Raw genomic sequence first — 15,986 nt, 5'->3', positions numbered from 1 at the left:
TGAGTGCAGTTGCATGGTAGACGCAAACAGTCCCGTTCGACCAGCGCCCGCTCTGCTGCCGGCCCTGGGGGCGATGACCTCGCTCCAGGCCCTGGTGGCGCTCGCGCTGTTCGCGCCGGGCGTGGTCGCGCCCCGCGCCCATATCGAGGTCTGGCAGCTCTCGATGTTCTCCTGCGCGGTGTTCGCCGTCGGCATTCCCGCCTCGTTCTGGGGCGGCGGTTTCATTGCGCGGCTGGGCTCGCTGCGGATCGCCAGCCTCTGCGCGGCGGCCATCATGGCCAGCATGGCGCTGGCCTCGCTCGGCACGACCGCGGCCCTGCTCGCTGCGGGCCTCTGTCTCGGCCTTGCCTTCGGGCCGGAGACGCCGGCCAGCGCGGCGCTGCTGTCGCGGCTCGTGACGGCCGAACGGCGGGCCTTCGTGTTCTCGGTGCGCCAGACCGGCAACCAGATTGGCGCCGTCTGCGGCTCGCTGGTGCTGCCTGCCCTTGCCATCTCGCTCGGACCTGCCTGGTGCTATGCAGCCGTGGGTGCCTGCGCACTGCTGGCGATCCTGCTGTTCGAGCGGCTGCGGCCTACCTACGTCGGCAAGGCCGTGCCTCCTCCGGAACTCGGTCTCCGTGCACGGCTCGCGCTCGTCACCGCGGACCGGCGCATTGCGATGCTGGCGCTGGCCTCGATGCCGTTCAGCGCGATGCAGGTGTCGCTCAACACGGTCTTCGTCACGCTCGGCACGCGTGAACTCGGCCTCAGCCATATCGAGGCCGGCATGGCGCTCGCCTGCGCGCAAGCCGGCGGCCTGGTCGGCCGGCTCGGCTGGGGCTTTGTCGCGATGCGGCTCGATGCCTCACGCGGCGTTCTGGTCGCTATCGGCCTCGGCATGGCCTTCTGCGCCGCGCTGCTTGGCCTTGAGGGCGCATCGCTCGGGCGCAGCTGGCAGTTCGCGATGGCCGCCCTGTTCGGCCTGACCGCGTCGGGCTGGAACGGCGTCTTCATCGCCGAGATCGCGCGCCTTGCGCCGCAGGACCGGATCGGCGAGGCCACCGGTGCGGTTCTGACCGCATCCTATGCGGGCCTGCTGGCTGCCCCGGCGCTGATCTCGATCCTGGACGCCGCGGCCAGCCTCGGCGCGGCCTTCGTCGCCCTCGCCTGCCTTGCGCTGGGCGGCACATTGGCGTTGATCTGGGGAGGCCATGACAAAGCTGGTCAATAGCGCGCGCGGGATCGCGGCCGACGTTGCGGCCGGACGAACGAACGCGGTCGAGACCGCCAAGGCCGCGCTCGCGCGCATCGAGGCCGCCAAGGCGCTGAACGCCGTGGTCACGGTCGATCCCGCGCGCACGCTGGCCGATGCCGCGGCGGTCGACGATCGCGTGCGCGCCGGCGAGACCATGCCGCTCGCGGGCGTGCCCGTCGTCGTCAAGGACAACATCTGGGTCGCCGGCTGGCGTGTCACGCAGGGCTCGCGCCTGTTCGCCGATTTCGTCGCGCCCGAAGATGCGATGGCGATCGAGCGGCTGCGCAGGGCCGGTGCCGTCGTGGTCGGTATCGGCGCGACGTCGGAGTTCGCCTGCAAGGGCGTCACCACCTCACAGCTCTACGGGCCCACACACCACCCGCTCGATCCCGCGCTGACCCCGGGCGGCTCGTCCGGCGGTCCCGCCGCTGCCGTCGCAGCCGGCCTCGTGCCGCTCGCGATCGGCACCGATGCCGGCGGCTCCAGCCGCAGGCCGCCGGCTCATGTCGGCGTCACCGGCTTCAAGCCGTCCTACGGCGCGATTCCCTATGGACCCGGTTTTGCCGAGCCGTTCTTCGGCCTCTCCGTGATCGCACCGATCGCGTCTGAAGTCGCCGATATCGCATTGGCGTTCGAGGCCATGGCCGGCGCCGATCCGCGCGACCCCGATTCCGCCGTCATCGCACCGCAGGCTGAAAACATCGCCGGCTTGCGCATCGCGTTCTCGCCCCGTCTTGGCCTCGACGTCGCGGTCGACGACATCGTCGCCGACGGCCTCGCCTCCACCGTCGACCGCCTCTCCGCGGTAGGATTGCGCATCATGCAGCGCGATCCCGTCTGGCCGGCGGGCGCGACCGAAGACGCCATCATGCCGCTGCAGCACGCGGGCCTCGCTGCGCTCCATGGCGACGCGTTCCGCAAGGATCCCTCCATATTCGATCCTGACGTCGCCAGGCAGATCGAACGCGGCCTCTCCTGGTCGGGTGCAGAGGTTGCTGGAGCTCTGGTCGCGAGCGCCGCGGTCGCCAGTGCTTTCGCCGCCTTCCTCACCGAAATGGACGTGCTGCTGACCCCGACCGTCCCTTGCGTCGCTTGGCCGCTGACCCAGCTTGGGCCGGACATGATCGGCGGAAAGCCCGCGAGCCCACGGGGGCATGCGGTGTTTACTCCCTTCGTCAATCATGCCCGCCTGCCGGCGATCTCGATTCCATGCGGAGCGGATCCGCGCGGCCTTCCGTTCGGCCTGCAAATCATCGCCAGGCGCGGACAGGACCGGACGCTGCTTGGGGCCGCCCAACGGATCGAGGATTTGCTGCGGAAGTAAGCGGGCGACCTCGAAGGCGGCGACTGCACTCCACGATTATCTCGGGCATTATCTGCGCCTCGACGAGGAACTCAGCGGCCGCGACGGACCGATCGAGCTGGGCTAGGACCCCAAAAGCGCGAAAACAACCCCATGCACAGTAGAGATGCCCTTGTTTGCGAAGGGCTTTTCGCGCGTTACTTTTGGGAATACCGAGGCTCACGATTGCGTATCGTACCTGAGCGACCTGACACGTCGGGCAAAACACCTGTACTATTGTATGATGGCCGCTTCACCCCTTCGCGCGCCCTCCACTCCCCTCGCGCAGCGCAAGCTGCGGCCAGAACTTCGCCCAGAGTTGCGCCGTCTCGAATGCCGCAGCGGCATAGGCCGCGGCGTTCTCCACGCCGTCTCCGACCAGCGCTTGACCCACGCCGCCAAACGGCGTCACGAGACTGAACTGGCCCCCTCCACTCTACGCTCCCGCCTTTCCCTTTCGCGCGGCGATCTGCTGGAGCGCCCAGCGGGCGTTCTTGCGCACGTCGGGATCGGGATCGTTGGCGATCACGACAAGGTAGGCCTCGCCCTCGGGGGCGGCGATCTCGCCGAGCGCGGCAGCCGCCTCCTTCCGCAAGTTCGCCTGCTCGTGGTTGATGCAATTGCCGATCGGGCGCAAGGCGCGCTCGAGCTTCATCTTGCCGAGGCTGCGGATCGCCTTGAGCCGCACCTGCCAGAATTCGTCGGCCAGTGAGGCGATGAGCTGATCGGCAGCGAGCGAACCGTTGACGTTGAGCCCCAGCGTCTCGGCTGCCATCTCCCGGACCATCCAGTCGCTGTCCTTGAGGGCGCGGGTGATCGTCTCGGCCGCCGGCTTCATCTGCGAGAAGGCAAGCGCGCTCACCGCGGCGCGGCGCACATGGGCGTCGGGATCGTGGATCAGCGCGGTCAGCGCCGGGATCGACTCTTCGAGCTTGAGGAAACCGATGACGCCGATCGCCTGCACGCGGACGGCCGCGTCACCGTCCTGGAGCGCTTCCAGCGCGGGCTTCAGCGTGTCCTTGCGGCGCAACTCCTTGAGCGCGCGCAGCGCGCCCATGCGAACGAAGGCGTGGGCATGCTTGACCAGCGGCAGGATGATCTCGGCGCAGGCGGGGTCCTTGAATTCGGCCAGACTGTCGGCTGCGGCCGACGCCACGATCCGCTCGGGATCGACCAGCAGCTTGACCAGAGCACTTGCCGCCTCCGGCCCGTCGAACTCGCCCAGCGCCATCGCGACCTGCTGGCGCACGCCCGCGTCGGGATCCGACACCAGGTTGGCGAGATGGGCGACGGCGGCCGGGTCGCCGGAATGGCCGAGCGCGATGATGGCGACGCGCCGCTCGGCCGGATCTGCAGCCTGCAACCGTTCGTCGGCATCTTCGAGATCGTCGTAGGATTCGAACGGGCTCGACATGGTCACCTCAACAGATAGGGAATGTTGACGGTGACGGCGCCGGTCGGGCAATCAGCCTCGCAGGGCATGCAATACCAGCATTCGTCATAGGCCATGTAGGCCTTGTTGGTTATGTCGCTGATGCGGAGCACGTCGAGCGGGCAAACGTCGACGCACACGGTGCAGCCCTTGTCGGCGATGCATTTGGCGTCGTCGACGACCACCGGGACCGATGTCTGATAGGATGCGAGAGGCATCGTTGATCTCCTGTTGCTTCTATTTGGCGGTGGATCAGGCGGTCGCGCGGATGCGCTGCTTGTCGTAGAGGTCCTTCTCGTCGTCGGCGATCGGCACGACATAGGGCTCGACCGCGCGCTTCTCGCTGGTCATCTTGCCATTCTGCTTGCTCAGGAGCGTGTGGCAGAACCAGTTCTCGTTGTCCTTCTCCGGGAAATCGGTGCGCCAGTGATAGAGGCCCCAGCGGCTCTCTTCGCGATAGAGCGAGGCATGTACCGCCATGTCGGCGCAGTCCATGATCGACTGGACTTCGAGCGCACGGAGCAGCTCGTGTGCGTTCCGCGCGATCATGTGTTCCTGCATGTCCTGCCGCGTCTCGGCGAGGCGGCGCATGCCGAGCTCATATTTGCGCGTGACCTTCGGCGGCTGGAGATAGTCGTTGACGAGGCGGCGCGTCTTGTACTCGACCTGGTTCGGCGGAATGCCGTCCTCGCGCCTGGTCGGCGCCATCACGCGGTCGCGTTCCCTGGCGACATCGGCCGCATCGAACTCCGCGAAATCGTGGCTGTCGGCGAACTCCATCGCGTCGATGCCGGCGACCGCGCCGTTGGTGAAGGCACCGAGCATGTAGTTGTGCGGCACGCTTGCCATATCGCCGGCGGCATAGAGGCCCGGCACGGTGGTGCGGGCGTTGTCGTCGACGAACACGCCGGAAGCACTGTGGCCGGAGCAGAAGCCGATCTCGGAGATGTGCATCTCGATCGAGTCGTTGCGGTAGTCGACCCCGCGTCCCTGCTGGAACAGGCCACGCGTCGGCCGCTCCACCTTGTGCAGCGTGGATTCGATTTCCGAGATCGTGTCCGGGTGGAGATGCTTGAGCTGGAGGAACACCGGCCCCTTGCCCGACAGCAGCTCGTTGTAGAATTCGAGCATCATCTGTCCGGACCAGTAGTCGCATTCGATGAAGCGAGATCCCTCGTTGTTGGCGGTAAAGGCGCCGAAGGGGCCGGCGACATAGGCGCAGGCGGGACCGTTGTAATCCTTGATCAGCGGATTGATCTGGTAGCATTCGAGGTTCGCAAGCGCGGCGCCGGCGTGATAGGCCATCGAATAGCCGTCGCCGGAATTGGCGGCGTTCTCGTAGGTGCCGAACATGTAGCCGGAGGTCGGCAGACCCAGGCGGCCGGCGGCGCCCATGCAGAGGATCACGGCCTTGGCCTTGATCACCAGCATTTCTGCGGTGCGGGTGTTGACGCTGATCGCGCCGGCGATGCGGCCGTCGCTCGATTTGAGCAGCCGCGTCGCCATGTAGCGATTGGAAATCAGGATGCGGGCACGCCGCAACTGGCGATAGAGCGCCTTCTTCACGGTCTCGCCGTTCGGCATCGGCAGCACGTAGGTGCCGATGTGATGGACCTTCTTGACGGCGTAGTCGCCATTCTCGTTCTTCAAGAAGCGGATGCCGAAGCTGTCGAGCTCCTCGATGATGCCGTAGCAGTTCTGCGCGTATTTATAGACCGCCTTCTGGTCGACGATGCCGTCATTGGCGATGGTGATTTCCTTGGTGTACTGCTCCGGCGTCGCATAGCCGGGGATGACGGCGTTGTTCAGCCCGTCCATGCCCATCGAGATCGCGCCGGAACGCTTGACGTTGGCCTTTTCGAGCAGGACGACATTCGCCTTCGGGTTCTTCAGCTTCGCCTTGAGCGCCGCCATCGGGCCGGCCGTGCCGCCACCGATCACCAGCACATCGCAGGAAACTTCCGAAAGTCCGTCGACGATCTGATCTAGTGCCATCGCTTGCTCCTGGTTCGCCGGCATCTCCGGCGCCTTTGCATCAGATTTGTTCAGAGGGCGTCTCGGCGATAGCAATTAGTTGTCGCCGGGACGCGATTTACGCCTCAGCGCTCGACGAAGGCCTTTTCGATCACGAAATGGCCGGGCTGGCTGTGGTTCCCTTCGACGAAGCCGCGCGCGGAAAGCATTGCGGGGAGTTCCTCGAGCATCGCCGGGCTGCCGCACAGCATGATGCGGTCGGTCTCGAGATCGAGGCTGCCCTGCCCGATATCGTCGAACAGCTGACCCGAGGCGATCAGATCGGTGATGCGGCCACGATTCCTGAACGGCTCGCGGGTGACGGTCGGGTAATAGACGAGCTTGTCGCGGATCAAGGGTCCGAAGAACTCGTGATTGCGCAGGTCTTCGACCACGTGCTCGCCATAGGCGAGTTCGGAGACCTGGCGGCAGCCATGGGCGAGCACGATGGTCTCGTAGCTCTCGTAGACGTCGGGGTCTTTGATCAGGCTGGCAAACGGCGCGAGGCCCGTGCCGGTCGAAAGCAACAGAAGGCGCTTTCCCGGGATGAGGTTGCCGGTGATCAACGTCCCCGTCGCCTTGCGGCCGACCAGGATGATGTCGCCTTCGCTGATCTTCTGGAGGCGCGAGGTCAGCGGACCGTCCTGCACCTTGATCGAGAAGAATTCGAGCGCCTCCTCGTGATTGGCGCTGGCCATGCTGTAGGCCCGCATCAACGGCTTGCCCTCGACTTCCAGCCCGATCATCGCAAACTGTCCGTTCTGGAAACGGAAGCCGGGATCGCGTGTCGCGGTGAAGCTGAACAGGGACTCAGTCCAGTGCCGGACCGACAGAACCGTCTCCTTCTGAAATGCGCTCATCCGTCGTCTCTCCATGACTCGATTGCGCGCAAGGTCTCGGAGAGAGAGGAATCCGGCAACGCCGAAGTGAAATTCCCGGTCGATTAGTTTCACATTTCGCGGGCGATGATCGGGAAGCAGCCGGCGTTGGCAACTAGTTGCTATTCGCGATCGTCTGCGACGACGTAGAAGAGGGGCGGAGATACGCCATGACCATGACCTTGGTAGCACCGACCGTGACAGACTACGAAGCGAGCGCCGATCTGGCGACGCTCCTCGTTCGCACCACACAGGATGATGCGCTGAGCGTGCCTGCTGAAAAGCTTCGCCTCTCCTGCAAATGCGCTCACTGCACCCGCGCCCGCTTCGACGGCCGCTTTCCCGAACGCTTTGCGGGCATCGCGATCACCGAGATCGGCGACCTCGGCTATGGGCTGAACATCTCGTTCTCGGATGGACATAACCGAGGGATCTACCCGAAACCATATCTGCTGAGCCTGGCGGGCCGGTAGGCCTCGATCTGCCTACGAAAACCGCTGTCATTCCCCGCCAAGGCGGTGAATCCAGTACACCGCGGCCTCTCCGTATCCCATTGGCACCTCTGGAATACTGGATCGCCCGCCCCTGTGCGCAATTGCGCACTAGGCGGGCGATGACACCGGTGTTGGTGCCTACCCCATCTGGCACGGACATTGCTCCTCTTTAGAACGATTTGAACGTTCCGGAGGCTGACGATGTTGCAGGCAGCGAATGTGGTTCGCGGGGCTGTTCCCCCGGCAGTCCGGCCTGCAGGCAGTTCCTCGCTGCTGCTCACAGAGAATCAGCAATGGATCGGCGGGCCCCCGCCGCTGATGGACAAGCTCACCCCACGCGAACGGGAGCTGGTGCTGAAACAGGGCCGCCGAAAGGTGCTCAACCGCGGCCAGACACTGTTCAGCCAGGGCGGCAAGCATGACGGCATCTGGCTGATCGAGAGCGGCCGTATCCGAGTGTTCTACACCTCCCCGCTCGGGCGCGAGATCACGTTGGCCTATTGGCATGTCGGCAATTTCGTCGGCGGGCCGGAAGTGTTCGAAGGCACCGTGCATCAATGGTCCGGTGTCGCGTCCAGCAATTGCAGCGTCGTGCACCTTCCCGGCAAGGAACTGCGGTCCCTTGCCGTCGAGATTCCGAACCTCGCGATCGGCCTGATCGAAGGCCTGACCTTCAAGGGCAAATGCTATTCGGCTCTCGCCCAAATGCTTGGAACGCGCTCGATCACGCAGCGCCTTGCGCATCTGCTGTTGCATCTCGTCGAGCTCTATGGCGTCGAGGACGCCGATGGCAGGGTGATCGCGGCCGCTTTCACCCATGCCGACATTGCTCACATGGTCGGAGCCACCAGGCAATGGGTCACGATCAGCCTGAAGCGGATGCAGGAAAAGGGAATCGTGCTGACCAAGCGGTCGCAGATCGTGGTCTGCCGGACAGACGTGCTGGAGGAGATGCGCGGCCACGCATCCGATTGATCGAATTTGCGACCACTGCCCATGCACAGGCAAGCGGCTTTAAAGTGCAGGACTGCTCAAGGAGTATGCAATCAGCTTTTCCCGGCAACTAATCGACTGCAGCGGTCATTCCGGATTTGCCCTGTCCGGGCCCTCACCCAATCATGGCAACCACAGCACATCCAACCGAATGAGGATGAGAATGGTCCGCCATCTTCCCACGCTCTCGATCGCGACGTCGGTGACGTCGTTGGCCCTCCTGGTCGCGCAGCCGGCCTCGGCGGAAACCGTCACGCTCGGCATCGGAACGCAGGACACCACGAGCAATACGGTGACCGCCGGTGTCGTCATCCGCCAGCTCCATCTCCTCGAAAAGTATCTGCCCAAGGACGGTAAATACGCCAACATCAAGTTCGAGCTGGAGTGGCAGAACTTCACCTCCGGCCCGCCCGTCACCAACGCGATGATGGCGAACAAGCTGCAGATTGGCATGATGGGTGACTATCCGCTGATCGTGAACGGCTTCACCTTCGAAAGTAATCCCGAGAGCAAGAGCCGGCTGATCGGCATAGCCGCCTACAGCATGTCCGGCTCCGGCAACGGCGTCGTCGTTCACAAGGATTCGCCCTATTACGATCTCGCCGATCTCAAGGGCAAGCTCGTCAGTGTGCCGTTCGGCTCCGCCGCGCACGGCATGGTGCTGAAGGCGATGCAGGATCGCGGCTATAATTCAGATTTCTTCCAGCTTGTGAGCCAGAGCCCGGAAGTCGGCTCGACCAACCTCCAGGAGAAGAAGATCGACGCGCATGCGGACTTCGTTCCCTTTGCCGAGTTGCTGCCGTTCCGCGGCTTCGCGCGCAAGATCTTCGACGGTGTCGAGACCAATTTGCCGACCTTTCACGGCATCGTGGTCCGCACCGATTTCGCCGAGAAATATCCCGAGGTCGTCGTGGCTTATTTCAAGGCGCTGATCGCCGCCAACCAGTGGCTGCGCGACGATCCCAAGCTGGCGGCCGAAAAGATCCAGGAATGGACAGGGATCAACAAGGAAGTCGTCTACATCTTCCTCGGCCCCAGCGGCAACATGACCACCGACCCCACGATCAAGCCGGCGCTGATCGATGCAGCCGCGACCGACGTCAAGGTACTGCAAAATCTCGGCCGCATGAAGGAGTTCGATCCGAAGAAGTGGGTGGACGACAGCTACATCCGCAAGGCCTATGCCGAGATGAAGCTCGACTATGACGCCCAGCTTGCCAGCACCAAGAACTACGAGATCTCGGGCGACGACGCCTTCTGCAAGAAGCCGATCACCGATCCGCGCAAGGCCGGCGAGGTCTGGGTGGATGACGCCGGCATCATGCCGTTTTCATCCGCGGCGTGTACGTTGGGCGCCTATGCCGACTTCAAGACCAAGGGCAAGAAGATCAACGTCGCCTACGTCTTCGACACCACGCGCGGCATCAAACTATTCGCCGACCAGGCCTTCTTCGCGGTCGGCGATGGCGACGTCGCCCCGTTCCTGCTGAAAAAGGACGCCGAAGCCTATGCCGCCAAGATCGGCGGCAAGGTGCTGGGCTTCGACGACGCGGTGAAGGCGGCGGTCAGCGGAGGCAAGACGTGAGCAGCTCCGCCATCCTCAGACAGCCCGAGGACAGCATGCCGGCAACGGCCATTGCAGCGACGGGCCCGGAGCCCGTCGCCACCCCGCCCTCCCTCGGCACGCTCGCGCTGCGCTGGTACCGGCTGAACCGCGGCAGCCTGCGCGCAATTGCGATCGGCGTCATCTCGCTGCTGGCGTTCCTTCTGGTCTGGCACCTGCTCACGACCTACCGCGTCGTGTTTTTCGTGCGCTTCACCAACGTCCCCTCGCCGCTCGCGGTCTATGCCAGCTTCACCAAGGCGATCCACGACCCCAAATTCCTGTTGCATATTGTCTTGAGCTGCCGGCGCATCCTCATCGGCTTCTCGCTCGCAGCCATCATCGGCGTGCCGCTCGGCCTGATCATGGGCCGCTTCAAGCTCATCCACGAGATCATCTTCCCGGTCGCGGAAGTGCTGCGGCCGATTCCGGCGATCGCCTGGGTGCCGATGGCGATCATGCTGTGGCCGACCAACGAGCAGAGCATCGTCTTCATCACCTTCCTCGGCTCGTTCTTCCCGATCCTCATCAACACGCTCCACGGCATGTCACTGGTCGATCCCGTGCTGGTGCGCGCGGCGCAGTGCCTCGGTGCACGCGAGCGATCGATCTTCCGGGAGGTGTATTTTCCGGCTTCGCTGCCGCACATCTTCACCGGCCTCACCGTCGGCATGGGCGTCGCATGGGTGTCGCTGATCGCAGCGGAGATGATCTCCGGGCAATACGGCATCGGATATTTCACCTGGGAGGCTTATTCGCTGGTGCAGTACGCCGACATCGCGCTCGGCATGATCGCGATCGGCGTTCTCGGCCTGGGATCGAGCCTGCTGATCCGAGGCGCCGGACAATTGGTGATGCCGTGGAGAGTAAAATGAGCGAGATTCCCGCCAAAGCACCGCAAGGACACATCGAGGTCACGAACTTTTCCCTGAGCTATGACAGCATCGAGGGACCGGTCCAGGCCGTCACCGATACGCAGATCCACGTGAAGCCGGGCGAGTTCGTCTCGATCGTCGGGCCCTCCGGCTGCGGAAAGTCCACGCTGCTCAATGCAGTCGCCGGCTTCCTCAAGCCGACCACCGGTATCGTCACCGTCGACGGCGAGCGTGTGAGCGGACCCAGCGCCGAGCGCGGCATGGTGTTCCAGCAATATTCGCTGTTTCCCTGGAAGACGGTGCGGGAGAACGTCGAGTTCGGCCTGAAGATGCGCGGGATGCCGCGCTCGCAGCGCGAGCGCGCCGCGCGAACGCTGCTCGGGCTGGCCGGCCTGGAGGCCTTCGAGAAGCACTATCCGGAAAAGCTCTCGGGCGGCATGAAGCAGCGCGTCGGCATCGTCCGCGCGCTCGCGACGGGGCCGAAGGTGCTGCTGCTGGACGAGCCCTTCGGGGCGCTCGACGCCCAGACCCGCGTCATCATGCAGCAAATCCTCACCAACATGTGGCAGCGGCTGAAGATCTCGGTGCTGTTCGTCACCCACGACATCGACGAGGCGATCTTCCTGTCCGACCGCGTCTACTGCATGACCGCGCGCCCCGGCTCGATCAAGGCGGAGATTCCGATTCCGCTGGAACGGCCGCGGCAGCAGTCGATGATGATGTCCTCTGAATTCCTGGCGCTGCGCCGCGGGCTGATGTCGCTGATCCGCGAGGAGAGCCTGAAGGCGATGGGCGGCGAGATCACCGACATGGGCATGCAGGGACTGAACATCGAGCTGCACGGCCAGTCCTTGGCCGAGGTGCTTTAGGCCAACGACTCCCGACGAGTACTGGTCAGACGCTGCGACAATGCTCGACAGCTGAAAGATCCGGCACTGCTCCGAGCCCGGGGTCGTCGCTCAGTTGGACCGTGCCTTCGCGCACGTCGGCCACGGGGCCGCAAAACAGATCGCGCAGCGGATTGTCGTTGGCATCGACCTCCAGCCAGCCATCTCCGCCGATGCCCGCCAGCAGATGAGCCGAGGCAAGCAGCCCGATGCCGCCGCCGAGATAGTGCGGGCAAAACGTCTTGCGCGCATCGAGAATGTCACGCGCCAGCCCGGCACAGACCGTGAGCCCGCCCCATTTGGCGATGTCCGGCTGAACCACGCCGAGCACGTCCTCGGTCAGCACCTGCTTGAAGCCTTCGGCGCTTGAAATGTTCTCGCCGGCGGCAATCGGCATGTCCGCGCTTGCGCGCAGTCTCTGCCATTCTTCGCGCGGCCGATCGGCGCGGATGGGCTCTTCCAGCCAGCGCAGATCGAACCCGCCAAGCCGCGGCAGCATCTGAAGCGCCTGCTCGACCGACCAGCCCTGATTGGCGTCCGCAGCGAGCATGCCCGCGCCGACGACCTCGCGCAGGGCTGCCAGATTGGCAAGGTCGATGTCGGCGCCGAATCCGACCTTCAGCTTCAACGCGCGATGACCTCGCCCGAGTGCGGCTTCGGCGGTCTGCCTGGCGCCGCCGGGATTGATGCCGCTGGCATAGACCTTGATCGTGCTGCCGTGTCCGCCGAGCAGCCGCCAAAGCGGCAAGCGCCGACGGCGCGCCGACAGGTCCCATAGCGCGAGATCGATGCCCGCGATCGCCTGTGCAAACGGACCGGGTTCGCCGCATTGCAGCGCCAGCACTTCGGTACCCCTCGTCAGAGCCTCAAAGGCCTGGGCGGGACCGTCGAATTTGCGCCCGACAAGGCCGGGCGCGAGCACGTCGTTGACGAGCCGGGCGCGGTGCTCCGCGCCCGGTGCCGGAAAGTTGGACCAGGCTTCGCCCCATCCTTCGACGCCGTCTTCGTCGATCACGCGAACGAAGACGGCGGGACGGTTGAGCATCCTGCCGAACGACGTCACCACCGGCGTTGCCAGCGGATAGCGATAGCAGAACGCCTCGATCGAGCGGATGGTGAAGCTGTCAGTCATGTTGCAGATCCTGCGAGACGACGCGGAGCCGCCACCATCTCAGTAAGCGCGCGCGAAGTCACCTTCCTGCTTGATATCGCTGAAAACAGGATAGCGCGCTCTCCATGCCGTCCCCTTGGCCGTGGTCAACTCGCTGAGCCGTTCCAGAACGTTGAGGCCGTCCTTGCGCAGGCTGGCCGACACCGCAGCGCGATCCGGGAAATTCTTCAGCACGGCATCGAGCCAGATGGTGCGCCCCGCGAGGAAACCGCTCGCGCCCGCGGCATAGGAATAGTCGAGCACCCGCTCGAATTTCTCCGGCGCGGCGCCGCCCGACAGCAGCACCCAGGGGATGTTGCGGCCGCGGCAGATATCGCCGATCGCATCGAACTCCTTCTGCGCGGCCTTGGCCTCCGCACTGCCGTCACGGGCCGGCAGGCTGTTGGCCGCCAGCGGGCTCTCCAGCTTGAGCAGGTCGACGTTGTATTCGGGCTTCGCAAACTCGCGCACGCTGTCGATGACGAGGCCGGGGAGCTTGCCCGGCGATTCCACGTAATCTGCGGTGTGGTTGGCGCTGCCGAGGAACGGATAGACCAGCAGCTCGAGCACGTAGGGAATGTCGTGACGGGCGCAGTCCTCGCCGATCTCGCGCACGAATTTCTTCTGGTGATCGTTCACCGCGGCATCGGCGTCCGGCCGGTACCAGGCCAGCACCTTGACGGCGTCGCCGCCCATGGCGCGGATCTTCTCCACGCTCCAGTTGGTGATGGCGCGCGACTTGCGGCCACCCGCGGTTTCCTCGACGCGGTGTTCTTCCAGCGTCATGATCAGGCCGCAGCGCGGCGGCAGCAGATCGATTGCAGCGGGCACGGCGAAATTGGGATCGAACAGCATCGAGCTGCAGTGCGGCGCAAGGTTCTCGACGAGGAGGCGCTTCGCCGCCGTGACGTCGGAATATTCGACCTGCTCCCGCGTGATGCCCTTTGCCTTGGCGATGGCATCGAACAAAGGCGGCCGCTGGTCCAGTGCGACCATTCGAAAGTGGCCATCAGCGTCAGCAAGCCGTGCCAGGCCGCGGTTCTTTCCAATCGTTCTCATGGCTTCGTCCTCATGAATACAAGACACTCGTTGATATCGGGAATTCCATTGCGGCCACCGGCGTGGCGGCATTTCATGGCGGCCGCCGCCGCCGAGAATGACATGGCGGCGCGCACGTCGAGACCGGCGCCGATCGCCAGCGCATAGGCACCATGGAAGACGTCGCCCGCGCCAGTGGTGTCGACGACGTCGACGGCATAGGCGGCCTGCCGCTGCAACTCGCCGTTCTCGGACCAGCTCACGCCGCCCTCGCCGCGCGTGATGGCGATGACGCGGCAGCCGAACCGCGCGATGGCTGCGAGGGATTTGTCGTCCGCCGCGCCGGCAAAGGCGGCAAGTGCAGGCTCGGAGAAGATCGCGTGGTCGGTCAGCGGCAGCAGCCGCTCGAACACTTCGGGCTCGGCCATGTCGCCGTCGAGCACCGTCGGGATGCCGTGGTCCCGCGCTGCGCGGAACAACGTCTCGGCGCCCTCGACCCAGCGCGGATCGGCCAGCACGGACGATGCGCGCGAGACAGCTTCGCGGGGAAGCCAGTCTGCGGCCTCGGGATAGAGACCGCGGAAATTGACGATCTGCCGTTCGCCGGAGCTGTCGACGATGACCCCGGAGACGGATGAGCGGCCATCGGCAAACAGCCGGAAATTCTCGACGTCGACGCCTTCCGCGGTGAAGGCCGACCTCATCTCATGCCCGGCAGCGTCATTCCCTGCCCGCCCCCAGAACGCGACGGACGCACCGAGCTTGGCGATCGCGACGCTGGCATTGGCGGCCATACCGCCGCCGAGCGTACCGTATTCGATGGCCTTGATCTTCTCGCTTCCACCCGCGAACGGCCGGTCGACCCGCCAGACCTGATCGAGCGCGGACAATCCGAGGCAGATCACGTGCACGGACTTCGCCCTGGACACGACGTCAGACAGAGCCGACAGATCGCCGATGTTGACCAATGCGCTCACCGCACGACCTGCCCATTTGTGGCATCGAACAGATGCGTCTTGCCGGATTGCGGACGCAGAGTGATGCGATCGCCAACCTTTGGCCGTAGCGCCGGATCGACCCGCGCGATGGCGGAGCCGCCGGCGAGATCGAAATGGATCAGCGTATCCGAACCGAGCGGCTCGACCAGCCTCACCTCGATGGCAATGCCGTCGGTTGCATCGGCAGCAACGGCAAAATGTTCGGGTCGAATGCCCAGCGCGGCATTGCCGGCCTTGCTCAGCCGGCCTGCGGTCTCGCCGTCAAGCGGCACCACAGTTCCGCCTTGCGAAAGGACCGCCCGGCCCTCGCGCCATTCGACTGGAAAGAAATTCATGGCCGGCGAGCCGATGAAGCCGGCCACGAACTGGTTGGCCGGCCGCTCGTACACCGCCTCGGGCGTGTCGTATTGCTGGATCGTGCCGCTCTGAAGCACCACGATGCGGTCGGCCATGGTCATGGCTTCGATCTGGTCGTGGGTCACGAAGACCATGGTGGTCTTGAGTTCCTGCGACAGCGCCTTGATCTCGGCGCGCACCTGCCCGCGCAGCTTGGCGTCGAGATTCGAGAGCGGCTCGTCGAACAGGAAGGCCTTGGGGTTACGCACGATCGCACGCCCCATGGCGACGCGCTGGCGCTGGCCGCCGGAGAGCTCCTTCGGCTTGCGGTCGAGATACGGCTCGATGTGCAGCAGCGCCGCCGCGCGCTTCACCCGCGCGTCGATCTCCGCCTTCGGCGTTCCCCGCAGCTCCAGCGCAAAGGACATGTTGTCGTAAACCCGCATGTGCGGATAGAGCGCGTAGTCCTGGAACACCATCGCGATGTCGCGCTGCGCGGCCTGCACGCCGTTGACGCGCGTGTCGCCGATGTAGAGGTCTCCGGAGGAAATCGGCTCGAGACCGGCGATGATCCGGAGCAAAGTGGACTTGCCGCACCCGGACGGGCCGACGAAAACCACGAATTCTTGGTCCGCTATCTCCAGATTGAGATCGGGGATCACGGTGAAATTACCGTAGCGCTTGGTCAGGTTGCGGATCGAGATCGAGGCCAT

The 15,986-nt window shown here is 64.8% G+C and carries 15 protein-coding genes; 7 read left to right on the top strand and 8 right to left on the bottom strand.

Annotation, left to right across the window (positions count from 1 at the left end; all coding sequences use genetic code 11):
- Positions 1–13: 13 nt before the first annotated feature.
- Complete coding sequence (locus tag CIT40_RS13045) at positions 14–1,210, top strand: MFS transporter (protein WP_094896357.1); 1,197 nt, start codon at positions 14–16, stop codon at positions 1,208–1,210.
- Entirely contained in the window at positions 1,191–2,558 is a 1,368-nt protein-coding gene (locus CIT40_RS13040; protein ID WP_094896356.1) for an amidase, read from the top strand. Before CIT40_RS13045 ends, CIT40_RS13040 begins: the two co-directional genes overlap by 20 nt.
- A gap of 454 nt (positions 2,559–3,012) precedes the next feature.
- Here the strand turns inward: CIT40_RS13040 and CIT40_RS13035 are convergent, their stop codons facing one another.
- From CIT40_RS13035 to CIT40_RS13020, 4 genes are all read right to left on the bottom strand, one after another.
- Positions 3,013–3,990, bottom strand: a complete 978-nt coding sequence (locus CIT40_RS13035; protein WP_162307474.1) for a HEAT repeat domain-containing protein — start codon at positions 3,988–3,990, stop codon at positions 3,013–3,015.
- Positions 3,991–3,992: 2 nt separating this feature from the next.
- Positions 3,993–4,226: a 4Fe-4S dicluster domain-containing protein gene (locus CIT40_RS13030; RefSeq protein ID WP_094896354.1), complete on the bottom strand. Its 234-nt coding sequence runs from the start codon at positions 4,224–4,226 to the stop codon at positions 3,993–3,995.
- A gap of 34 nt (positions 4,227–4,260) precedes the next feature.
- Positions 4,261–6,003 (bottom strand): fumarate reductase/succinate dehydrogenase flavoprotein subunit, encoded by a 1,743-nt coding sequence (locus tag CIT40_RS13025; protein WP_094896752.1) that lies wholly within the window; start codon positions 6,001–6,003, stop codon positions 4,261–4,263.
- A gap of 104 nt (positions 6,004–6,107) precedes the next feature.
- A complete protein-coding gene (locus CIT40_RS13020) occupies positions 6,108–6,881 on the bottom strand; it encodes a ferredoxin--NADP reductase (protein ID WP_094896353.1) in 774 nt (257 codons plus the stop codon).
- A 194-nt stretch (positions 6,882–7,075) separates the two neighbouring features.
- On the opposite strand from CIT40_RS13020, the gene CIT40_RS13015 reads away from it, so the two are divergent.
- From CIT40_RS13015 to CIT40_RS12995, 5 genes are all read left to right on the top strand, one after another.
- On the top strand, positions 7,076–7,372 hold the full coding sequence (locus CIT40_RS13015; protein WP_162307851.1) for a gamma-butyrobetaine hydroxylase-like domain-containing protein: 297 nt from the start codon (positions 7,076–7,078) through the stop codon (positions 7,370–7,372).
- Between the two features lie 222 nt (positions 7,373–7,594).
- Positions 7,595–8,368 (top strand): Crp/Fnr family transcriptional regulator, encoded by a 774-nt coding sequence (locus tag CIT40_RS13010; protein WP_094896352.1) that lies wholly within the window; start codon positions 7,595–7,597, stop codon positions 8,366–8,368.
- A gap of 181 nt (positions 8,369–8,549) precedes the next feature.
- Positions 8,550–9,971, top strand: coding sequence for an ABC transporter substrate-binding protein (locus CIT40_RS13005; protein ID WP_162307473.1), 1,422 nt, complete (start codon positions 8,550–8,552; stop codon positions 9,969–9,971).
- Between the two features lie 35 nt (positions 9,972–10,006).
- Entirely contained in the window at positions 10,007–10,864 is an 858-nt protein-coding gene (locus CIT40_RS13000; protein ID WP_162307850.1) for an ABC transporter permease, read from the top strand.
- Entirely contained in the window at positions 10,861–11,733 is an 873-nt protein-coding gene (locus CIT40_RS12995) for an ABC transporter ATP-binding protein (protein ID WP_094896349.1), read from the top strand. The genes CIT40_RS13000 and CIT40_RS12995 overlap by 4 nt, the downstream gene beginning before the upstream one ends.
- Positions 11,734–11,758: 25 nt before the next feature.
- Here CIT40_RS12995 and CIT40_RS12990 read toward each other — a convergent pair whose 3' ends face one another.
- The 4 genes from CIT40_RS12990 to CIT40_RS12975 are packed head-to-tail and all read right to left on the bottom strand — an operon-like array spanning position 11,759 to position 15,986.
- A complete protein-coding gene (locus CIT40_RS12990) occupies positions 11,759–12,883 on the bottom strand; it encodes a mandelate racemase/muconate lactonizing enzyme family protein (RefSeq protein ID WP_094896348.1) in 1,125 nt (374 codons plus the stop codon).
- Between the two features lie 39 nt (positions 12,884–12,922).
- Positions 12,923–13,960 (bottom strand): tagatose 1,6-diphosphate aldolase, encoded by a 1,038-nt coding sequence (locus CIT40_RS12985; protein ID WP_094896347.1) that lies wholly within the window; start codon positions 13,958–13,960, stop codon positions 12,923–12,925.
- Positions 13,957–14,916: a sugar kinase gene (locus tag CIT40_RS12980; protein ID WP_094896346.1), complete on the bottom strand. Its 960-nt coding sequence runs from the start codon at positions 14,914–14,916 to the stop codon at positions 13,957–13,959. The genes CIT40_RS12985 and CIT40_RS12980 overlap by 4 nt, the downstream gene beginning before the upstream one ends.
- Positions 14,913–15,986 (bottom strand): ABC transporter ATP-binding protein, encoded by a 1,074-nt coding sequence (locus CIT40_RS12975; protein WP_094896345.1) that lies wholly within the window; start codon positions 15,984–15,986, stop codon positions 14,913–14,915. Before CIT40_RS12975 ends, CIT40_RS12980 begins: the two co-directional genes overlap by 4 nt.

The sequence above is a fragment of the Bradyrhizobium amphicarpaeae genome (assembly GCF_002266435.3).
Taxonomy (GTDB): Bacteria; Pseudomonadota; Alphaproteobacteria; order Rhizobiales; family Xanthobacteraceae; genus Bradyrhizobium; species Bradyrhizobium amphicarpaeae.
This window is presented reverse-complemented; position numbering and strand designations above follow the sequence as displayed.

Excerpts from the sequence above, each read along its gene's own strand:
- CIT40_RS13045 (WP_094896357.1), top strand. The coding sequence starts at position 14 with ATGGTAGACGCAAACAGTCCCGTTCGACCAGCGCCCGCTCTGCTGCCG.
- CIT40_RS13040 (WP_094896356.1), top strand. The coding sequence starts at position 1,191 with ATGACAAAGCTGGTCAATAGCGCGCGCGGGATCGCGGCCGACGTTGCG.
- CIT40_RS13035 (WP_162307474.1), bottom strand. The coding sequence starts at position 3,990 with ATGTCGAGCCCGTTCGAATCCTACGACGATCTCGAAGATGCCGACGAA.
- CIT40_RS13030 (WP_094896354.1), bottom strand. The coding sequence starts at position 4,226 with ATGCCTCTCGCATCCTATCAGACATCGGTCCCGGTGGTCGTCGACGAC.
- CIT40_RS13025 (WP_094896752.1), bottom strand. The coding sequence starts at position 6,003 with ATGGCACTAGATCAGATCGTCGACGGACTTTCGGAAGTTTCCTGCGAT.
- CIT40_RS13020 (WP_094896353.1), bottom strand. The coding sequence starts at position 6,881 with ATGAGCGCATTTCAGAAGGAGACGGTTCTGTCGGTCCGGCACTGGACT.
- CIT40_RS13015 (WP_162307851.1), top strand. The coding sequence starts at position 7,076 with ATGACCTTGGTAGCACCGACCGTGACAGACTACGAAGCGAGCGCCGAT.
- CIT40_RS13010 (WP_094896352.1), top strand. The coding sequence starts at position 7,595 with ATGTTGCAGGCAGCGAATGTGGTTCGCGGGGCTGTTCCCCCGGCAGTC.
- CIT40_RS13005 (WP_162307473.1), top strand. The coding sequence starts at position 8,550 with ATGGTCCGCCATCTTCCCACGCTCTCGATCGCGACGTCGGTGACGTCG.
- CIT40_RS13000 (WP_162307850.1), top strand. The coding sequence starts at position 10,007 with ATGCCGGCAACGGCCATTGCAGCGACGGGCCCGGAGCCCGTCGCCACC.
- CIT40_RS12995 (WP_094896349.1), top strand. The coding sequence starts at position 10,861 with ATGAGCGAGATTCCCGCCAAAGCACCGCAAGGACACATCGAGGTCACG.
- CIT40_RS12990 (WP_094896348.1), bottom strand. The coding sequence starts at position 12,883 with ATGACTGACAGCTTCACCATCCGCTCGATCGAGGCGTTCTGCTATCGC.
- CIT40_RS12985 (WP_094896347.1), bottom strand. The coding sequence starts at position 13,960 with ATGAGAACGATTGGAAAGAACCGCGGCCTGGCACGGCTTGCTGACGCT.
- CIT40_RS12975 (WP_094896345.1), bottom strand. The coding sequence starts at position 15,986 with ATGGCCTCGATCTCGATCCGCAACCTGACCAAGCGCTACGGTAATTTC.